General features: G+C 37.2%; 14 protein-coding genes. 2 read left to right on the top strand and 12 right to left on the bottom strand.

The annotated features are described in order from the left end of the window. Positions 1–74 precede the first annotated feature (74 nt). The 7 genes from KIK00_RS21310 to KIK00_RS21280 all read right to left on the bottom strand — a co-directional run bounded on the left by KIK00_RS21310 (position 75) and on the right by KIK00_RS21280 (position 6,561). Positions 75–1,442, bottom strand: coding sequence for a peptidylprolyl isomerase (locus KIK00_RS21310; protein WP_255814268.1), 1,368 nt, complete (start codon positions 1,440–1,442; stop codon positions 75–77). 86 nt (positions 1,443–1,528) lie between these two features. Further along, positions 1,529–2,452, bottom strand: a complete 924-nt coding sequence (locus KIK00_RS21305) for a PfkB family carbohydrate kinase (protein ID WP_255814267.1) — start codon at positions 2,450–2,452, stop codon at positions 1,529–1,531. 27 nt (positions 2,453–2,479) lie between these two features. After that, positions 2,480–3,037: a gliding motility lipoprotein GldD gene (gene gldD, locus KIK00_RS21300; RefSeq protein ID WP_223600534.1), complete on the bottom strand. Its 558-nt coding sequence runs from the start codon at positions 3,035–3,037 to the stop codon at positions 2,480–2,482. Positions 3,038–3,081: 44 nt separating this feature from the next. Beyond that, positions 3,082–4,116 (bottom strand): A/G-specific adenine glycosylase, encoded by a 1,035-nt coding sequence (gene mutY, locus KIK00_RS21295; protein ID WP_255814266.1) that lies wholly within the window; start codon positions 4,114–4,116, stop codon positions 3,082–3,084. 76 nt (positions 4,117–4,192) lie between these two features. Then, on the bottom strand, positions 4,193–4,654 hold the full coding sequence (locus tag KIK00_RS21290) for a hypothetical protein (RefSeq protein WP_255814265.1): 462 nt from the start codon (positions 4,652–4,654) through the stop codon (positions 4,193–4,195). Positions 4,655–4,732: 78 nt separating this feature from the next. After that, positions 4,733–6,094 (bottom strand): DUF5458 family protein, encoded by a 1,362-nt coding sequence (locus KIK00_RS21285; protein WP_255814264.1) that lies wholly within the window; start codon positions 6,092–6,094, stop codon positions 4,733–4,735. 20 nt (positions 6,095–6,114) lie between these two features. Beyond that, complete coding sequence (locus KIK00_RS21280; protein WP_172625737.1) at positions 6,115–6,561, bottom strand: type VI secretion system contractile sheath small subunit; 447 nt, start codon at positions 6,559–6,561, stop codon at positions 6,115–6,117. 353 nt (positions 6,562–6,914) lie between these two features. Between KIK00_RS21280 and KIK00_RS21275 the strand changes: the two genes are divergently transcribed. Continuing rightward, entirely contained in the window at positions 6,915–7,961 is a 1,047-nt protein-coding gene (locus KIK00_RS21275; protein WP_255816692.1) for a hypothetical protein, read from the top strand. Positions 7,962–8,022: 61 nt separating this feature from the next. Here KIK00_RS21275 and KIK00_RS21270 read toward each other — a convergent pair whose 3' ends face one another. The 4 genes from KIK00_RS21270 to KIK00_RS21255 all read right to left on the bottom strand — a co-directional run bounded on the left by KIK00_RS21270 (position 8,023) and on the right by KIK00_RS21255 (position 17,378). After that, a complete protein-coding gene (locus KIK00_RS21270) occupies positions 8,023–10,119 on the bottom strand; it encodes a M13 family metallopeptidase (RefSeq protein WP_255814263.1) in 2,097 nt (698 codons plus the stop codon). Between the two features lie 284 nt (positions 10,120–10,403). After that, positions 10,404–12,461: a M13 family metallopeptidase gene (locus KIK00_RS21265; RefSeq protein WP_370647719.1), complete on the bottom strand. Its 2,058-nt coding sequence runs from the start codon at positions 12,459–12,461 to the stop codon at positions 10,404–10,406. A gap of 180 nt (positions 12,462–12,641) precedes the next feature. Beyond that, positions 12,642–16,040 (bottom strand): polysaccharide deacetylase family protein, encoded by a 3,399-nt coding sequence (locus tag KIK00_RS21260; protein WP_255814262.1) that lies wholly within the window; start codon positions 16,038–16,040, stop codon positions 12,642–12,644. Between the two features lie 87 nt (positions 16,041–16,127). Next, positions 16,128–17,378 (bottom strand): CinA family nicotinamide mononucleotide deamidase-related protein, encoded by a 1,251-nt coding sequence (locus tag KIK00_RS21255; protein ID WP_255814261.1) that lies wholly within the window; start codon positions 17,376–17,378, stop codon positions 16,128–16,130. Positions 17,379–17,493: 115 nt separating this feature from the next. On the opposite strand from KIK00_RS21255, the gene KIK00_RS21250 reads away from it, so the two are divergent. Next, positions 17,494–17,967, top strand: coding sequence for a hypothetical protein (locus KIK00_RS21250; RefSeq protein ID WP_255814260.1), 474 nt, complete (start codon positions 17,494–17,496; stop codon positions 17,965–17,967). Positions 17,968–18,029: 62 nt separating this feature from the next. On the opposite strand, the gene KIK00_RS21245 is transcribed toward KIK00_RS21250, so the two are convergent. Then, positions 18,030–18,572, bottom strand: a complete 543-nt coding sequence (locus KIK00_RS21245; RefSeq protein ID WP_255814259.1) for a lipocalin family protein — start codon at positions 18,570–18,572, stop codon at positions 18,030–18,032. Between the last annotated feature and the right edge of the window lie 2 nt (positions 18,573–18,574).

Genomic DNA, 18,574 nt, shown 5'->3' with positions numbered 1-18,574 from the left:
TATTTCTATCATAGACTTTCATCTTTTAAAACCTTATAATAAAAAAACCTTCAGAAATTCTGAAGGTTTTCATTTTATTTTGCCATGGATTGTTTCTTCCAGTTAGACTTAAAGCTACAGCTGTCGTAGCGTCCGTCAATAGAGATAAAAGTTGTCGGTAACTTAGAGTTGACAAACTTTTCAACCATTTCACTTTTCTTTTTATTCAGCGCCATCTGTTTGATTCTGCTGAAATCTGTTTCCAGTGTAATCTGGTGGGAAGGAATCACATCTTCAATTTTAATGATCTTGATCTGCTTTCTTTTGTTTTCTTCATCTTCAAAAGCAGTAGTCATGTCTCCCTTGTTCAATCCTGCCAATTCGTAGCTGATTGTACCCGGAATACTTTCTCTTTCAATTTTATCAGAACCATCAGCTCCAGGAATTACCCCTGCGTTGAACTTCGTTCTTTTATCATCTGAGAATTTAAAAGCAGCATCTTTAAATGTCATTTTACCATTTAGTATAAGACCTCTGATACTGTCTAGTTTTGCTTTTGCAGTTTTAAGCTCATCATCAGTTGGTACAGCTTTTAACAGGATATGTCTTGCGTCATACACTTTACCTGATCTTTTCAGCAACTGGATAATGTGGAATCCGAATTCTGATTCAATAGGATCTGAAATTTCATTTTCCTGAAGGTTCAATGCAGCAGCTTCAAATGGCTTCACCATCTGCCCTTTATTGATATTTTTATATAATCCTCCGTTGGCAGCTGATCCTTCATCTTCAGAATAAATTCTGGCCTGGCTCTCGAAAGTTTCCCCTCCAAGAATATCCTGCTTGATCTTTTTCAATCTGTTGATAAGCTCTTGTTTGTGTGCTTCTGTTAAAGTAGGATAGATCATAATCTGAGCTAAAGTAACCTCATCTTTTACCTGTGGCAGCTGTGATTTATACATATTGTAGAAATCAGTCACCTCATTTGGAGTAACGTCAGCTTTATCGGTAACTCTCTGGTATTTTGCCTGTCCGTAATACTGGTCTGTGTCTATCTTTTCGATAGCGTTTTTCATCTCATAAGCGTTTCTGAACTTATAGGCGGCAAGCAATGTTTTTTCATCCGGAAATTGAGAAAGCAACTGACGGTATTTTGCGTTAGCCTGTTCTTTGATTGCTGCAGAACGGTTTTCAATTAAGGTATCTTTTTTTGCTTCGTATACAAGAAGCTTGTTGCTGATAAGGTTTTCCAGGAACTCACACTTATCTGTATTGGCAGCTCCCTGCTGTTTCCCATAATTCATTTGTTCAAGTACATCAGATTCCAAAACAATCTCATCCCCGATAACAGCTGCAATACCATCCACCAAATCTCCTTGTTTTAACTGAGCATTCATCATATTTGAAGAGAATATCATGATGAAAACCCCAAGAAGAAAAGTGATTTTTAGTTTATTTGTCATTTTACTATTTTAACAAGTTGCAAATTTAGAATTCTTAACGAATTTCACTCAATTTTTTATTATAAATATTTCTTAAAAAGACTTATTTACTGCAGTTCAACATCAAAAGTCGTTAATTCTTTGAATTGTCTCAATCTGCTGAACATATCTGCTTCGCTTACTTCCTCTATTCTTTCTGTCCCGAACTTCTCCACAGTGAATGAAGCCATAGCAGATCCTACGATAAGAGCTGATTTCATTGTATCGAAATCTATTTTCTCTTTTTTAGCAAGATATGCTGCAAAACCTCCTGCGAAAGTATCTCCAGCTCCTGTTGGATCGAAAACATCTTCTAATGGAAGTGCCGGAATAGCAAATACTTTATTGTCATGGAAAAGTAAAGCTCCGTGTTCTCCTTTTTTGATGATTACGTAATCAGGTCCCATTGTATGAATCTTTTTAGCTGCTTTTACTAAAGAATATTCTCCTGAAAGCTGTCTTGCTTCTTCATCATTGATGGTAATTACATCTGTTTTTGCAATCATATCCATTAGGATATCCCATGCAGAATCCATCCAGAAATTCATGGTATCAAGGATTACCAGTTTAGGACGGTTGTTCATTTTTTCAAGTACGGATAACTGAACTCCGGGGTGTAGGTTTCCAAGTAATAAAATTTCGGCATCCTGCATTGAATCCGGGATTTTTGGATCAAAATTCTCCAGCACATTTACTTCTGTAACCAAAGTATCTCTTGTGTTCAGATCGTTGTGGTATTTTCCAGACCAGAAAAATGTTTTTCCTTCTTTTACAATTTCAATTCCTTCGATATTTACACCTCTGTCTGTAAACATATCCAGATGTTCTTGTGGAAAGTCTCCTCCTACTACAGAAACAATTCCGGATTTAACGCCTAAAATTGATGAAGTGATTCCGATATAAGTGGCTGCACCTCCTAAAATTTTATCCGTTTTACCAAATGGTGTTTCAATTGCATCAAATGCAACACTTCCTACAACTAAAAGTTTCATATATTTTTCAATGTATATTAAAAGTAATTATTTTTTCCATTCAAAAGAATCCAGCATGTGTTTCATATCATTCTTGATATAGTTCACTGCAGGCGCCAGAGAGTCCGGTTTCGGTCTCGTATTAAAGTATAAGTAAGCAGTAACGAAGTGTTTCGTACTGTCTGTAATGTAAAACTGAAGGTTGGAAGCACTCTGTCCTTTCAGTTCATAGAAGTTTCCGTATACTTTCTTTTCAGGGTATTCAAAGGATTTCGTATCTATGGAACTGGCTTTGATGGTATGCTCATATACCATTTTTTCAGCTTCTTTTATATGGTCTGCAAAGTCATTTTGTATAGGGTAATAGGTAACGAAAAGCTTCGCCTTCATTTTAGGATAATTCACATAGAACCAGCAAGGTTTTTTAGCAGGTGCAATAGAAGCAAAGTCCGAGTACTCAAAGGTATAGGCACAATCGTTTTCAAACTTTTGGTATTTCGGTGCTGGATATTCAAGACGCAGTTCTCCATAAGGTTTTGGGGAAGGGTCTTTTCCACATGAAATTAAAAGCAGTGATACAAAAATAAAAATGACTTTTTTAATCATTTTGCAAAAGTACAAATTAGATTTCAGATTTCAGAAGACAAATTTCAGTCTTTCAGAGAGTTTTGAATGTAATTTTCCAGAGGCTTTGGAAACGATTTTTCATGAGAGCCTTCAACATCTGTAATCAGGTATTGATTTTCAGCTATAAAATCATTCCATATCTTTTCTGAAGTGACTTCAACATTCAATATTTCAATACTTAAATTCTTATGAGTCAATTTATGATTGACTGTTTTTGAACCTGTAATGAATGCTTCCATTTCCGAAGAAATAGTGTCAGGAAATTCAAACAGTTTTTTCCAAATGAAATCATCTTTTCTCTGACGAATTAAAAACTTTCCGTTTCTATGAACAAAATAATAGGTCAAAGCAAGATCTTCTGCTTTTATTTTTTTTGTTTTTACCGGATAGTCTGAAGTTTTCTGCATAGAAAATGCAAGGCAGTCTTCATTCACAGGACACTCCCCGCAAAGTGGATTTTTGGGCTTACAGATTTCTGAACCTATGTCCATCATCGCCTGATTAAAATCACCCACATTTTCCGGCATCACCAAAGCAGCCAGTTCAGAAAAATAAGTGAAGGCTCTTGAATTCGAAATATCAAAATCATCTGCAAAAAGGCGACTCAGAACGCGGTAGAAATTCCCGTCAACAGCGGGCATTCTTCCACCAAAACATATGCTTGAAACAGCCGCAGCAGTATATTTCCCTACTCCTTTTAATTTTAGAATTTCTTCATACTGATTGGGAAACACACCCTGATAATCATTCATGATCTGTTGGGAAGCTTTATGAATATTGATGGCCCTTGAATAATAGCCTAATCCTTTCCAATAAAGTAAAACTTCATTTTCCTCAGCTTCCGCCAGCGTTTTTACATCGGGAAATCTTTTAATGAAATTATTGTAATGATTTAGTCCCTGACTGATCCTCGTCTGCTGAAATACAATTTCACAGATCCAGATTTTGTACGGATCTTTTGTCTGTCTGAAAGGCAGATCTCTTGCATTATTACTGTACCATCCCAGAATTTTGCTGCCAATGTGTAGAAAATCTGAATTGCTGTTATCCTTCTCCAAAAATTTTTATTTTGCTTTTTATGAGATACTTCATGAACATAACTTACGAAGCATTTTCAATTTGCAAAGATAAAATTTATTTATCAGCTTTTACGGAATATACGGGCGCTGCTTTTAACCATTCATATTTAAGGTTTCTGTCTTTAGCTATAAAACGGTACCCTTCCAGTTTTTTCAGATAAACATACATGGAATCAGTATTTTTTATCTTTAATTTATATTGGGACAAAAACAGCATTGGCATTTCTACGGTGGAATCTCTTACTGTTTTCAATACTTTTCCTGATCTTACTTTGTAAAGGAAGAATGATTTTCCACGGCCTTTGGAACTGTCTGTCAGTTTTACATCTGAACTTGAGATGACAAGCTCACTGCCATCAAAGCATTCGTCCTTATTCATGATGTATGCTTTTCCTTCCTGATGTTCGTCTGCAAAAAGATCGTTTTCGTATTGTCCGGGACTTTGGTATTTTTTTTCACAGCTTATCAAAATCACCATTAATATAGCAGGTAAGCTAATGATAAGTTTCTTATTCATATTAAATTTCATAGGTGTTGGTTGAAAAAAAACCGATGTAAAATTGCATCGGTTTTTGTTATATAAAGTACGTTTATGTTACTCCTGAGTGTATTCTGCATCCCATTCGTTTCCATCATCTCCTTTGTGTCCGTCAAGTTTAATAACAAAACTCTTTGTAGGGAAATAAGGTGTCATACGGATATCCAGCCATACTCTGTCTTTGTTTACTCTATCCTGCTCGAAACGAACAATTTTGAATTTTTCGATCAATTTGTCCGGTCCTTTGATATTATCAAGGAAGGTTACGATCTGTCTTCTCAAATCATCTTCGTTTTTAGCATTCCAGTTTTCGAAAGCTCTTCTGTTAAGGAAGTCAAGTAATACTTTAGTCACATAGTCGAATACACGAACTACGGAATACGTCTGAAGACCGATATTGTCTCCTGTAAATAATGTCTTCGCAGAGAAAGCCATAATTTTTCCGTACTCGTTTACCATTGGTACAAGACCCATTTTTTCCAGCTGAGAAATTTCACTTTTCTTCAATTCAAATTTTACAGCGTCTACTTCGTTGATGTTACCATGTTTTTTACCTGCTGCTACCTGAGACATCAGGGTTTTATGGATTTTTCCGGCTAATGAAGTGGAAGGTGGAAGTTCTACGTTTTCTTCTTCCCCTACTTCTTCAGCTTTACCACGTCCTACCAGCCAGTTACACGTCATAATAACGTTACTTCTGTGAAGTTCACCTCCTGTAAGGTTGGCAGAGTGGAATAAATCTACCACGTCATCCGGCTTATCAAGGTTGGCGAAGTCTGTAACCATCATTACTTTGTTTTCGTTACAGATTTTTGCCCATTTCTCGATTACCTTATTGGATCCTAAATATCCTGGTATTGCAAGGATGGAGTAGTTATCTCTAAGGTCAAGACGGTCGTAGTAATTTTTAAATTCTTCTGAGATTGCATCAATGAACAGAGGATTGTCCAAATCTGAAACCTGTTCAATGCTTGCGTTTACAATACTTACGTTGTCCACTTTATCCAATTCTGTGTTTTTGTAGAATTGAGCTACTGTTCTGTAGTTGGTTTCCAACAGACGAACAGCATCCAGTGTATTTTTTAAGTTTGTCTTTAAGTTTTGGTCGGCCTGCTGTGCTTTACTCTTGCACGTATCGGCCATTTTATCAGCAGATTCATTACCTTCTAAAAGGTTTACCCAAAGATTGATCTTCTGAAGAAGTTCTTTTCTTTCATCTGCTTTATTGCTGTCATTCAGGAAGATTTCTTTTCTTGCCTTTCTTGTTGGGTTCATATTGGCAATACCGTCTACAACGGATTCAACAAAGCCAAATCCTCCCATTTTATTGAGCTCTGCAAGCGGGTTGCCTTTCGGTTGTCCCGAGTGTTGCTGCTGACCCTGCTGCTGGCTTTCTTGTGCCTGTAATTTGCTATCCATGATTTAATGTAAGTCTTTAATTATTTTTCAAGTTCTTGTGCCACTTCTTTCAATACATCTATGAACGCCGCTCTTGTCTGATCGTTCTCCAGCATATTGCGTAGAATTTTGTTTGTTTTCAGCTGACGTACTATTTTGTTGTACTGCTCCTGCTCCATGCTCAGCTGCTGCAGATAATCTGACTTCTGAGTAAGGCTTTTAGGGGTAAAGTCTCCAAGGTTTTGAAAACGGAATTCTTCTTCTACCATTCCTCCGTCTTCTGTTTCGTGTTGTACCGATATTGAAGGCTGAAAATGTTTGAAAACGTCTTCCACTGTTTTTAATCCTGTTACGATTTCAGGGGTATAAGACTCTTCTGTTGTAAGCTGGCTTACTATCAGTGATTTATTTTCCTGTATTTCCTGAATAGCTTCATTAGCGTCTACTTTTACTTCGTTTCCGCCAACACCATAATTAAACATTGCCATATTATTGTTATTTTGAGATTTCTTATTTTGGTTTGGATCTGTCTTTGAGTAATTTACAGATGAATCAAATAAATTACCAATCCAGTGTTTAAATTTAAAAAAAAACTGTAACATAAAAAATTTTACTAAGATTTTTCTTGAATCATCTAAATTTATCTACATTTATTCAACATAAAATCACCATATTACGATATCACTAAGCTATGAAAAAATAAATAAAAAAATTCAAGAAAAAATAAATAAAATTTTTGTTCGCTTTATTCTTATACAAAAGTATCCAATGAATGTTAAAATAAGGATTCCTCAATTATTACAAAAAATATTCTTTATATTTAATGAAAGTGAACAGTGTCATGAAAGATGTAAAAATAGCGTTCAGAAAACCGATATTTCCAGTTTCAGAAGCATTACAGCAATATTTGGAAAAATATAACCGAACTACCAAGATTAAGTTTTTGTACGAAGACCTTCTAAGGTTCAGTGACAGTGTGAGTATTCTGGATAAAGACGGAAAAGATACTTTGTGGCTTGGTGTATTATATCCTGAATTTGAGTTTAAAGAAATAGAGGCAAATTTAAATAAGATTTATACCCTCCTTCATTCTGATGGAGACATCGCTACTTTACCTTATCTGAAAGTGGATACGATCGACTTTTGTACCTTCGGAAATTCTAAACCTTTTCGGGTTCGGGTGAGAAATATCCTTAATGATAATTATACTTATTTTTATATTAAACAGGCAGATGCTTCCCGAATATTCGGGCTGGAACTTGAAGACCTGCTTTCTCCCAACCGAATTAATTTTCTGGTTTATAAAAACACTTTGATTGAAGAGCATATTTTAGGAATTCCCGGGGATGTTTTTATTCAGAAGCATATGTTCAGCTGTACGGAATTGGAAAAGGCACAGATTTCCAAGGAATTTGTGAAATTCAATGAACGTTGTCTTATCGGGCTTCTTGGTGATATGCGTTCCTATAATTATGTTGTTATTCCCATACATGATTTCGACCAGGTAATTTACAGAATTCGTCCCATTGATTTTGACCAGCAGTCTTATGAGGGAAATCTGAAAGTCTATCTTCCACAGTATTTCAAAGAAAACAGTCAAATGGTGAATATGGTACTGGAAAAACTGAAACCCAGCTCTATAGAGCAATACCGTAAAGAAGTACGTTCACAAATCGTAAAAAGAGTGACGAGCAGCCAAAACAGATTCGATGAACTTATTTCTATTATGAAAAAAGATAATATTGCACCGGAAGCCAATGTTACAGAACTAAAAACAGCTTTACAAAAACTTACTTATGATGTAAATTTCAAGTATTGCACAACAATGGGAGACATTATAGAAACCGGAATAAAATTTGTGCTCCGGAATTATAAGAAAGAATATTAAAAAAGAGAATCCGTCTCACATTGAGGCGGATTCTTTCTTTTCTAACAATTTTCAGGTAAAATTACCAGATTTTTATTCTGTCCTGAGGAGCTTTATATAGTTTATCTCCCGGTTTGATATCAAATGCTTTGATGAATGAATCCTGGTTTACCAGTGGCCCAAAAGCTCTGAACATTCCCGGAGAGTGCGGGTCTGTTTTCACCTGATTGATCATGTACTGATCGGTAGCTTTTGTTCTCCAAACAGTAGCCCAGCTCATAAAAAATCTCTGATCCTGAGTGAATCCGCTGATCTTACCGGGGTTTCCTTTATCTTTTAAATACATTTGAAGGGCGTCGTAAGCAACAGCTACTCCACCTAAGTCACCGATGTTTTCACCACTTGTAAATTTACCGTTTACGAAGCTTCCTTTTACAGGTTCGTAAGCACTGTACTGAGCTGCCAGCTGACCCACTTTTGCATCAAAGTTTTTACGGTCTGCATCACTCCACCAGTTATTAAGGTTACCATCTCCATCGAAACGGGAACCACTGTCATCAAATCCGTGAGAAATTTCGTGACCGATAACGGCTCCAATACCTCCGAAGTTTACTGCGGCATCAGCTTTAGGGTTATAGAAAGGCGGCTGAAGAATAGCTGCAGGGAACACAATTTCGTTGTTTGATCCGCTGTAGTATGCATTCACAGTTTGTGGAGACATTCCCCATTCTGTTTTGTCAACAGGTTTTCCTACTTTATCTAAACTTCTCTGATACTGCCATGCAGCTACATTCTGAAGGTTAGAATATAGTGTGGCACCTTCTTTTGGGGAGTCTACTTTCAATTGGGTATAATCTTTCCATTTATCAGGATAAGCGATTTTCACGGTAAACTTGGATAGTTTTTCCTGAGCTTTTACTTTAGTTTCAGGAGACATCCAGTCTATATTGGCGATGTGCGTTTTGAATGATTTTAAAAGGTAATCAATATAGGTCTCCATCTGCTTTTTAGCTTCCGGAGTAAAATATTTGTCTACATACAGTTTCCCGAAAGCTTCTCCAAGAACACCATTCACAAGGGTAAGCCCTCTTTTGTTCATCGGACGCTGCTCTTTCTGGCCCTGTAAATATTTAGCATAGAAATCAAATCTGATCTGCTCTAAGCTGTCATCCAGATTGCTCGCATTTCCATTGATGATATGGTATTTAAGATAGTCTTTCAGCAAAGGAAGATTTTTCTGTGTAATGAACTGATCCATATTCTGGTAGTATTTCAGTTCTCCGATGATTACTCTGTCTGTATTTACGCCTGCATCTTTCAGATATTTTGCAAAGTCTACATTCTTAACAAGCCCTGATAATTCAGATACATTTTTAGGATTGTATCTTAAATTGGCATCTCTGTTCTGCTCAAGCGTTAATAAGTAGTTAGCAAGCTGCTTTTCAAAGTCTACCACATTCTGTGCAGCCTGAGTAGTATTTTTATATCCTAAAACTCCGAATAGTTTTCCAACGTAAGTCTGGTATTCTGCCAGTGTTTTAGTATTGGCTTCGTTTACTTTCTGATAATAATCTCTTCCCAATCCCAGATCAGGACCACCAAGATACACTGCATTCATATTGGAATTCTTCATATCAGCACCCACTCTCCATCCGTAGAAAGAGTTATCACCTAATCTTGTAGCATCCAAAAGGTATTTCTGAAGGTCACCAAGACTTTTAATAGCATCTACTTTGGCAAGATCAGCTTTGATAGGCGCCAGGCCTTCTGCATTCCTCTTGTTGGTATCCATAAAAGAGGCATACAAATTCTGGATTTTCTGCCCTTCAGATCCGGCTGGATATGATTCTGTAAGAATTTTGTTTAAAATATCTAATGAAGCATCATCCACATTTTCTCTCAACGCATTGAAAGAACCCCAATTGGCTTTATCGGAAGGAATCTGAGTAGTCTTTACCCAATTCCCATTCACATAGCTAAAAAAGTCATCCTGTGGACGGACACTGGTATCCATATATGATAAATTAATCCCCTCCTCTTTTGCTTCTTCTTTTACCGGTTCAGCCACTTTTGCTGTAGCTTCAGTTTTATTGTCTGTCCCTGCAGTCTTAGCTGCACCACACGAATTAAGAAATACAATACCCGAAAGAGCAAGTATTCCAATATTTAGCTTTTTCATTAAAGATAATTTTTGATTTTACACAAACTTATCAAATATACAAACTTTAGTGATATGTAATGAATGATAATTGATAATTCAGGGTTTAATGTTAGTTTAGAACTACCCCGTCAAAAATTCTTTGAATTTTTACCACCCCTCCGAGGGAGGGGAATGATGGAAGCCGTTATTACGAATAGAAGTCTGCTGATCTCCTAATTCCTAGCTCCTGTCACCTACTACCTAACATCTGCCACCTGCTACCTAAAAAAACAAAACCGCCCATTGCTGAGCGGTTGTTATTTTTACCAGATTTTGATTCTGTCTTCCGGAGTTTTATATAATTTGTCTCCTTTTTTCACATCGAATGCTTTGTAGAAGGCATCAACGTTGATTAGCGGACCAAAACTTCTGAAATATCCAGGAGAGTGCGGGTCTGTTTTCACCTGATTCACCATATATTTCTCGCTTGACAATGTTCTCCAAACTGTAGCCCAGCTTAAGAAGAATCTCTGATCCTGAGAAAATCCACTGATTTTCCCTGGGTTTCCTTTGTCTTTTAAATACATCTGAAGAGCGTCATAAGCGATGTTTACTCCACCTAAGTCAGCGATATTTTCACCGTTTGTGAAAGTACCGTTTACAAAAGTACCTTTTACAGGCTCATATTTGTCATATTGAGAAGCAAGAGCTTTTGTTGCTTTTTCAAAGTTCGCTTTATCTTCCGGAGTCCACCAGTCTACCAGGTTACCGTCTGCGTCGAACTGTGCTCCTGAATCATCAAATCCGTGGCTCATTTCGTGACCGATAACAGCACCAATACCTCCAAAGTTTACAGCTGCATCAGCTTTAGGGTTGAAGAATGGCGGCTGAAGGATTGCTGCAGGGAATACAATCTCGTTGTTTACCGGGTTGTAATATGCATTTACAGTCTGTGGAGTCATTCCCCATTCTGTTTTATCTACTGGCTTACCAATTTTAGCTAAGTCTTTGTTATACTGCCATTCTCCAATGTTCTGAAGGTTTTTGTAAAGGTTTCCACCATTTGCTTCAGAAAGGATATTTAACTTTGAATAGTCTTTCCATTTGTCAGGATAAGCAACTTTTACAGTGAACTTATTCAGTTTCTGCATTGCTTTTTCCTTAGTCGTTGAAGACATCCAGGCTAAGTTATTGATATGAACTGCGAAACTTTTCTTTAAATAGTCGATCAATTCTACCATCTGAGCTTTTGCTTCAGCAGGGAAATATTTCTCAACATATAATTTTCCGAAAGCTTCTCCCAAAGTACTGTTGATCAGCTCAAAACCTCTTTTATTAAGAGCTCTTTGTTCCTGCTGTCCTCTAAGATATTTACCATAGAAGGCAAATTTCATGTTTCCTAAATTTTCACTTAAGTAAGAAGCGCTTCCATGAATCATGTGGAACTTCAGATAATCTTTGATTACAGGAAGGCTCTGAGCATTGATTAATTTATCAAAGTTCTTATAGAATCCTAATTCACTGATAATTACTTTGTCAGAATTTACACCTACTTTTTTAAGGTAACCTGGAAGATCAACATTTTTTACCAGTGCAGAAAGTTCAGCCATCGTCTTAGGATTGTACTGAAGCGTGTTATCACGGCTCTGCTCGTTTGTAAGGTAAGTCTGTGCAATACTTTTTTCAAAGTTAACGATACCTTTTGCTGCTTCATCAGCATTTTTGTATCCTAATTCTTTTAGCATTGAAGCTACATATTTCTGATATTCAGCAATAGCTTCTGTATTTTTCTCGTTTACTTTCTGATAGTAATCTCTTCCTAAACCTAGAGAAGCGTTTCCTAAGTAAACGGCATTCATCTTAGAATCTTTAAGATCTGCATCAACTCCCCAACCGTAAAAAACGTTTTCACCTTCTTTAGTTACAGAAGTAAGATAGCTCTGAAGATCAGCCATGTTTTTAATGGCATCAATTTTATTTAGGTTTTCCTGAATAGGTTTAATTCCATCAGCATTTCTCTTCTCCATGTTCATGTAAGTAGCATACAGATCCTGGATTTTTTTACCTTCACTTCCGTCAGCAAATTTATCTTTCAAAAGAGAGTTCAGGATTGTCATGGAATTGTTATCCGTGTCCTCAGCCAGTTTGTTGAAGCTTCCCCAAGTTGGTTTATCAGATGGAATTTTGGCAGTTTTCATCCAAGTTCCACTCACATAGTTGTAAAAATCATCCTGAGGACGCACTGAAGTGTCCATCAAGCTAAGGTCTAAGCCTTTGTCTGTGTTGTTCACTGCTACTTTAGCAGCTTTAGCTTGTGCGCTCATTGTAGTCTGAGTGCAGATCCCTGCTATTAAAAACAAAGAAAGCGTTATTTTTTTCATTATGATAACAATTTTTAGAATATGTATGATTTATTTCTTATTTGTTACTTTTCAAGGAAACAAATTTAAACAAATAACGTCATAGCATGATAAGAATTTATAAAAGCTGGAAGAATGAAGCTGGAAGTTATTATATGATTTTCATAACTCTCAGTTTCCTCCTCCCAGTTCCCCAACTTCTTAAGAAGTTGCTATCTCTTTTACATTCCCTGTTCTTTTCAGAAATCCCCAGGACTGCATTTCGCCTTTCAATGCTTTTCTTAAACTTTTAAACAATACAATATACATCAGCCATCTATACCCGAATCTCTGCGGAATAATATACAACAGGTTGATTAATTTTTCGCGCTGCATGATGAATGCCACTAAAGCTAAGGAAGCGTCCACCAGAAGAAAAATCAGGTAATAAGTAAATATCTTATCTCCGTTTCCGGATAGAATTCCAAAGAACATAATCACGTCCGCCAATGGCGAGAGAAATGGTATGATATATTGGAATAATAAAATATTCGGCATTGCCCAAAGTCCCAATCCTTTATATTTGGGGTTAAGGAAAGTCTGTCTCTGTTTCCAGAACATCTGCATAATCCCGTATGTCCAGCGGAAACGCTGTTTTAAAAACTGGCTTGCAGTTTCCGGAGCTTCAGTAACTGCAACAGCTCTGTTTTCATTGGCAACCGTATATCCTGCTTTTAAAATCTTCACGGTTATGTCACAATCTTCTGCTAAAGTATCAGATGAATAGCCTCCGGTTTCCATGATCACAGATCTTTTGAATGCCCCGATAGCGCCCGGAATGACAGTAATCGCATTGATATTCGCGTATGCCAGTCTGTCAAAATTCTGACTTGTTGTATATTCTATAGCCTGCCATCTGGTGAGCCAGTTTACTCTGTTCCCTACTTTCACATTTCCTGCTACGGCTGCAATTTTTTCTTCCGGATTTGAGTTCAAAAATCTTGCAATCAGGTATTTTACAGCATCCTGCTGCAGTTTGGTATCAGCATCAATACATACTACATATTCTGCTTCAGTTTCTGAGATTCCGAAGTTTAAAGCTGTGGCTTTCCCACCGTTTCTTTTGGTGAAAATTTTCAGTTTCGGATGATCCGGGAATGCTTCCAATGCTTTTTCATAAGTAGAATCCTTACTTCCGTCATCTACCATAATGATGTTAAAATTCGGATAGGTCTGCTTCAACAGATTCTGCAGTGAAGAAACAATATTCACTTCTTCATTATAAGCAGGCACAATAATGGAAACTTTCGGATAGGATTCCAGAACCGGAAATCCTCCCAGTTTTTTTTCTTTTTTTCTTTCTTTAAAAGCCCAGTACGCCATCAACAACAGTCTGATTAATCCTAACACGATAAAAATGGTAAATAATGCAACCAGAAAATGGCTTATTCCATAAATAACGGTGGCCAGTACAAGGTTAAGCTGCATAATGTAATACGACTTTGTTTTCGGAACCTCAGGCATCAGCTCGCTTCTGGTTTTATGCAGAATACTGGTCAGATTTGTAAAATGATAGCCCTGTTTCTGAAGCGTAGGGATCAGGATTTTTAAAGCTTTCACTGTTTCTTCTCTGGTATCTCCGCCCGCATCATGAAGAAGGATGATATTCCCTCTCTGCAGTTTGAGCCCGGCCATCACACGTTTTACAATTTCATCTGCTTTTATTCCCGGCTGCCAGTCCTCAGGGTCAATGTTTTCCCCTATATCCAGATAATTTTGCTGTCTTGCCAATGCTACCGGGATAATCTCTTCCGAAGTGGTAGGCTCAGAGTCTGCGTTATATGGAGCTCTGAACAGAATCGTGCTGTGCCCTGTCACGCATTCTATCAGTAATCTTGTCAGTTTCAGTTCCAGCAGGGCTCTTTCTGGACTTACTTTCGCTACATTTTCATGGGTGAAGGTATGGTTTCCGATCTCATGTCCTTCACGGTAAATGCGTTTAACAAGCGGAAGATTCTTTTCTGCATTTAATCCTACTAAAAAGAAAGCTGCCGGAACATGGTATTTAGACAGCACATCCAGTATCTGTGGAGTATATGTTTCGTCCGGACCGTCATCAAAAGTAAGCACCAGTTCTTTTTGTGGAGCACTTCCGTATTTTTTTACTTCGTAAGAACTTGGATAGGTAATATAATTTTCATCTGTGATTATTTTTTCTTTCGGATCAATTTCCAGTGCTATTTTTCCATCATGAGGTGTATTCAGAACATCCAGCACTTCTCCGTCTCCGATGTAGTCTACCATCGTCTGCCCTTTTACATTTTCAAGGGTTTTCAAGTTCAGTTTGGAAAGACCGCCAAACGTAAGGTCTTTATCATAGAAATTCCAGACTCTGCTGTCTTCACTCCCCAGTCTCCAGAGTGCAGTTCCCGCCAATGGATATTCTGAGGAAAAACGCATTGTATTGAAAATGGAAGCCGCATCATTGAAAAATACGGTATGAGTGAGGTTTTTAGAATCTGTATAGGAATAATTTAAATTAAAAGTATTGTCATTAAAATCAATTACGGCTTTGCTGGCACTGGCTTTCGTAATCGCCTGCATGTAGGTAACAGAGGTGTTATCATCTTTATTGGAGCTCCAATCGTATCCATAAGCTCCCAAGCCAAGTATAATTTTTTGCGGAGAGGTTTGTTTTACGATTTTTCCTGTCTGTTCTTCTATCCATTTTTGAGAAGAAACCGGACCGGCATCACTTCCTGCAGAATATTCGTCATAAGCCATCAGCACGAAGTAATCTACATAAGGATTCAATCTGGGGATGTTGTAATCATCATTATCCGTCATGATATCCATCGTTACCAGCAGCTGGTTCTTTTTGAAAGTTTCTGAAAGTTCTTTCATAAAGGCAATCAGGTTTTCATCAGAATTCAGGTTCATGTCCTCAAAGTCAATATTAATTCCTTTGAAATGATATTTTTTACACTGCTGGGTAATTTTTTGGATCAGATGTGTTCTTTTCTGAGGATCATTGAGTACTTTCACTAATCCTTCTGAATGAAATTCCTGATCAGAGTTGTTACTCAACATTGGCATTGCGGCAACTCCTGTTCTTTTGATCACTTTGTATCCTTCCGGATCTACATTGGTTTTCAGATCACCTGTTTTGGGATCAAGGAAAAACCATTCCGGGAAAACCAGATTAACGTGTCTGATATTTCGTTTCAGAGACATCAGAGACTGAGGATCCCATGCCACATAAAATGCAGACCGGATTCCCCCTGGAAACTGAGCCCAGTTTCTGTTCTGATTTTTATATCTTTCTGCTCTCGCCTTCTGAATTTTATCGAGGTTGGTATGGATTGTCTTTTCCGAGATAAAGCTTCTGAAGCCTTTATATTCTTTGGAAATTTTGTTCTCCTGAAGATACGGTTTATTAGCAGTAATTACAGCTTTATAATCTTCTTTAAAAGGAATTTTAGGACTTCTGTCCAGGGTCATCATCAGCCCCAAAGCAAGCAAAAGCAGTATTCCTACAAAGATAAAAATACGGCTTCCCCATTGTACACTTTTCCAGCGTTTCTTACTGTTGGTCTGAAAAATCTGTTTGGAATTTTCCACGATTTTGAAATTTATTGAATGACTCTCAAAAAGTGTGAAAAACTCTACTAAAATTAATTAAAAAAAAATTAAAAAACAGAAATGTATCTAACTGTTTATAAGAAGGCTTACAAGATCCTGAATCACCTTTTGGGAAACGAAATCCATGAAATCTACTCTTTCCAGATGCGGCATGTATAATTTGGACGTTACCGCTTTGTCATTAATTCTTATGGTATAGTAAACCGTCCCTATATCTTTACCGTCTTCTCCTTTTCCCGGGCCAGCCACGCCTGTTGTAGAAAGAGATATATGGGTTTCAAATAATTCCTGACAGCCTTTCGCCATTTCCTGAGCAACCTCTTCACTTACCACAGTAAAATGATCTACGGTTTCTTTAGAAACATTTAAAATTTTAATCTTTTTTTCTGTAGCATAAGCCACCACTCCGCCAAGGAAATATTTTGAGCTGCCGGAAACTGAAGTGATCATTTTTGCCAGCTCACCTCCGGTACAACTCTCTGCAGTTGAAATCGTCAAGCTCCTTTCTGTAAGCATTTCTGCAAGAATATTTTCAATTTTATCTTCAGATACTGCAATTACATGGCCTTCTACCAGAGGAAGCAGTTTCTGGATTTCTTCTTCTGTTCTTTGTTTCAGCAATTCTTCATTCTCACCGGAAGCCGTCAGACGAAGCTTTACACGGGTTCCCACCGGAAGATAAGACAGTGCAGTATTTTCCGGAAGTGCCAGTTCCCAATCTTCAATGATGTCTGCAAGGATACTCTCAGGAATTCCCACCACAGAAACAATTCTTGTATGGATATAATGAAGGCTGAATCTTTGCTGTAAATAGGGAATAATCTGATCTTTAATAAGCGGTTTCACCTCGTAAGGAACTCCCGGAAGGCTATAGCACAACTTTCCGTCCTGCTCCATCATCATACAGGGTGCCGTTCCGTAATGGTTCTGAAAAACGATGGATTTGGTAGGTACAAAAGCCTGCTCTCTGTTTCTTTCGAGAATATCTGCTCTTCCTCTTCTCTCCATATATCCTTTAAGATGATTGAATGTTACCTCATCCAAAGCAATTTCATCATTAAAATACTCTGCCAGTGCCTTTTTGGTTTTGTCATCTCTGGTTGGCCCAAGTCCCCCCGTTGTAATGACTAAGTCACCTGCTTCAAAAGCAACATTCAATGCTTCTTTAATGGTTTCAATTTCGTCTGAGATTGTAAGAATCTGAGTAACTTTTATTCCTATGTTTTTAAGTTCAGCAGCAATAAAATTAGAATTGGTATCTACCGTGTTTCCCGAAAGGATTTCATCACCAATGGTAATCAGAACAGCTTTTTCCATATGCTTTTTTGTTGAAAAAAATTCTATGCAAATGACGGAAAATTATGTGGCAGCGGCAATATAAATTGATTTTTTCTATTTTTGACGAAATTTATTTAAAACAACAATAAGAATTATGTCTAAATATGATGATGCTTCATGGCATTATGGTGGTGATTTTCCTGAAGGGCTTCCTCATAAAAACGGAGCAACACATACAGGAATGTTCCTGAACTGGTGCATTCACAATGATCTGATTTCTGATGAACTGAAAGAAGATAGTGAAGAGAAAATTGAGAAATTAAAACGCAGAGAAATTACTGGTGCAGAATTCATCATGGATTCCTGCGATGGAAAATTTTCAGAATATGACCTGAATGAGCTGGGAAATCTTTTTGCAAAGGATTATTACGCAGATGATACCGATTTCGGAAACAGATACAGCTCGTTTGCTGATGATTATGTGAATATTTTTGATGCTAAAGCAGAGGAAAATGACTATGAATATGAAACATTCTACCACATCGAAGACACCTACGAAAACTATGATCTGATGAAACAGGTTATTGACCACCGTTTTGAAGAATGGAAAGAGTATATTAAAAACTAAAGAGAAGGAGAGCAAAATCACTGAAAATCATCAATTTTTCTACGATTTTGCTCTTTTACTTTTTATTGATTATGCTTCACCCAGATCAGTTCATCGGTATTATAACCGATTTTTTTTGCTTTCTGAATGAAACGCTGGCGGATGCTTTCAGGAATGTTCGGCGTGCGAGAAAGAATCCATAAATATTTTAAACTGCTTCCTGCCACCAGAGCATATTGATAGTCTTCATCAATATCTATAACGTTGTAACCAGCCCAGATTGGTTTAAAAAATGAAACTTTCAGCCGGGCTTCCGTGGTATCTTTTACAAATTTTGCTTCACCAATAGATTCATTCCATACTTTTTTAACGTAGTCATAACCTTTATTTCTGACCTGAACTGTTCCATCCGGATTCTCCGTATATTCTGCGGTAACATTATCCATGTTTTTTTCGAACCTGTAATCAAAACGGGCTATCTCATACCATCTGCCAAGATATTTTTTAAGATCAAAATTCTTTACCGCAAATGCTCCTCTGGGAATTCTTACAGAATAGGAATTGAAAACAATAAGCCCCAATGCTCCTAACGAAACGGGAAGTATAATTTTATGAATGGTTTTCATGA

Origin of the sequence: Chryseobacterium sp. MA9, assembly GCF_024399315.1 — a bacterium.
Classification (GTDB): Bacteria; Bacteroidota; Bacteroidia; order Flavobacteriales; family Weeksellaceae; genus Chryseobacterium.
The sequence above is the reverse complement of the archived record's forward strand: the minus strand, read 5'-3'. Positions and strand labels throughout refer to the sequence as shown.

Coding starts and splice junctions, on each gene's coding strand:
- KIK00_RS21310 (WP_255814268.1), bottom strand. CDS start 1,442: ATGACAAATAAACTAAAAATCACTTTTCTTCTTGGGGTTTTCATCATG.
- KIK00_RS21305 (WP_255814267.1), bottom strand. CDS start 2,452: ATGAAACTTTTAGTTGTAGGAAGTGTTGCATTTGATGCAATTGAAACA.
- gldD (WP_223600534.1), bottom strand. CDS start 3,037: ATGATTAAAAAAGTCATTTTTATTTTTGTATCACTGCTTTTAATTTCA.
- KIK00_RS21290 (WP_255814265.1), bottom strand. CDS start 4,654: ATGAATAAGAAACTTATCATTAGCTTACCTGCTATATTAATGGTGATT.
- KIK00_RS21285 (WP_255814264.1), bottom strand. CDS start 6,094: ATGGATAGCAAATTACAGGCACAAGAAAGCCAGCAGCAGGGTCAGCAG.
- KIK00_RS21280 (WP_172625737.1), bottom strand. CDS start 6,561: ATGGCAATGTTTAATTATGGTGTTGGCGGAAACGAAGTAAAAGTAGAC.
- KIK00_RS21275 (WP_255816692.1), top strand. CDS start 6,915: ATGAAAGATGTAAAAATAGCGTTCAGAAAACCGATATTTCCAGTTTCA.
- KIK00_RS21270 (WP_255814263.1), bottom strand. CDS start 10,119: ATGAAAAAGCTAAATATTGGAATACTTGCTCTTTCGGGTATTGTATTT.
- KIK00_RS21265 (WP_370647719.1), bottom strand. CDS start 12,461: ATGAAAAAAATAACGCTTTCTTTGTTTTTAATAGCAGGGATCTGCACT.
- KIK00_RS21255 (WP_255814261.1), bottom strand. CDS start 17,378: ATGGAAAAAGCTGTTCTGATTACCATTGGTGATGAAATCCTTTCGGGA.
- KIK00_RS21250 (WP_255814260.1), top strand. CDS start 17,494: ATGTCTAAATATGATGATGCTTCATGGCATTATGGTGGTGATTTTCCT.
- KIK00_RS21245 (WP_255814259.1), bottom strand. CDS start 18,572: ATGAAAACCATTCATAAAATTATACTTCCCGTTTCGTTAGGAGCATTG.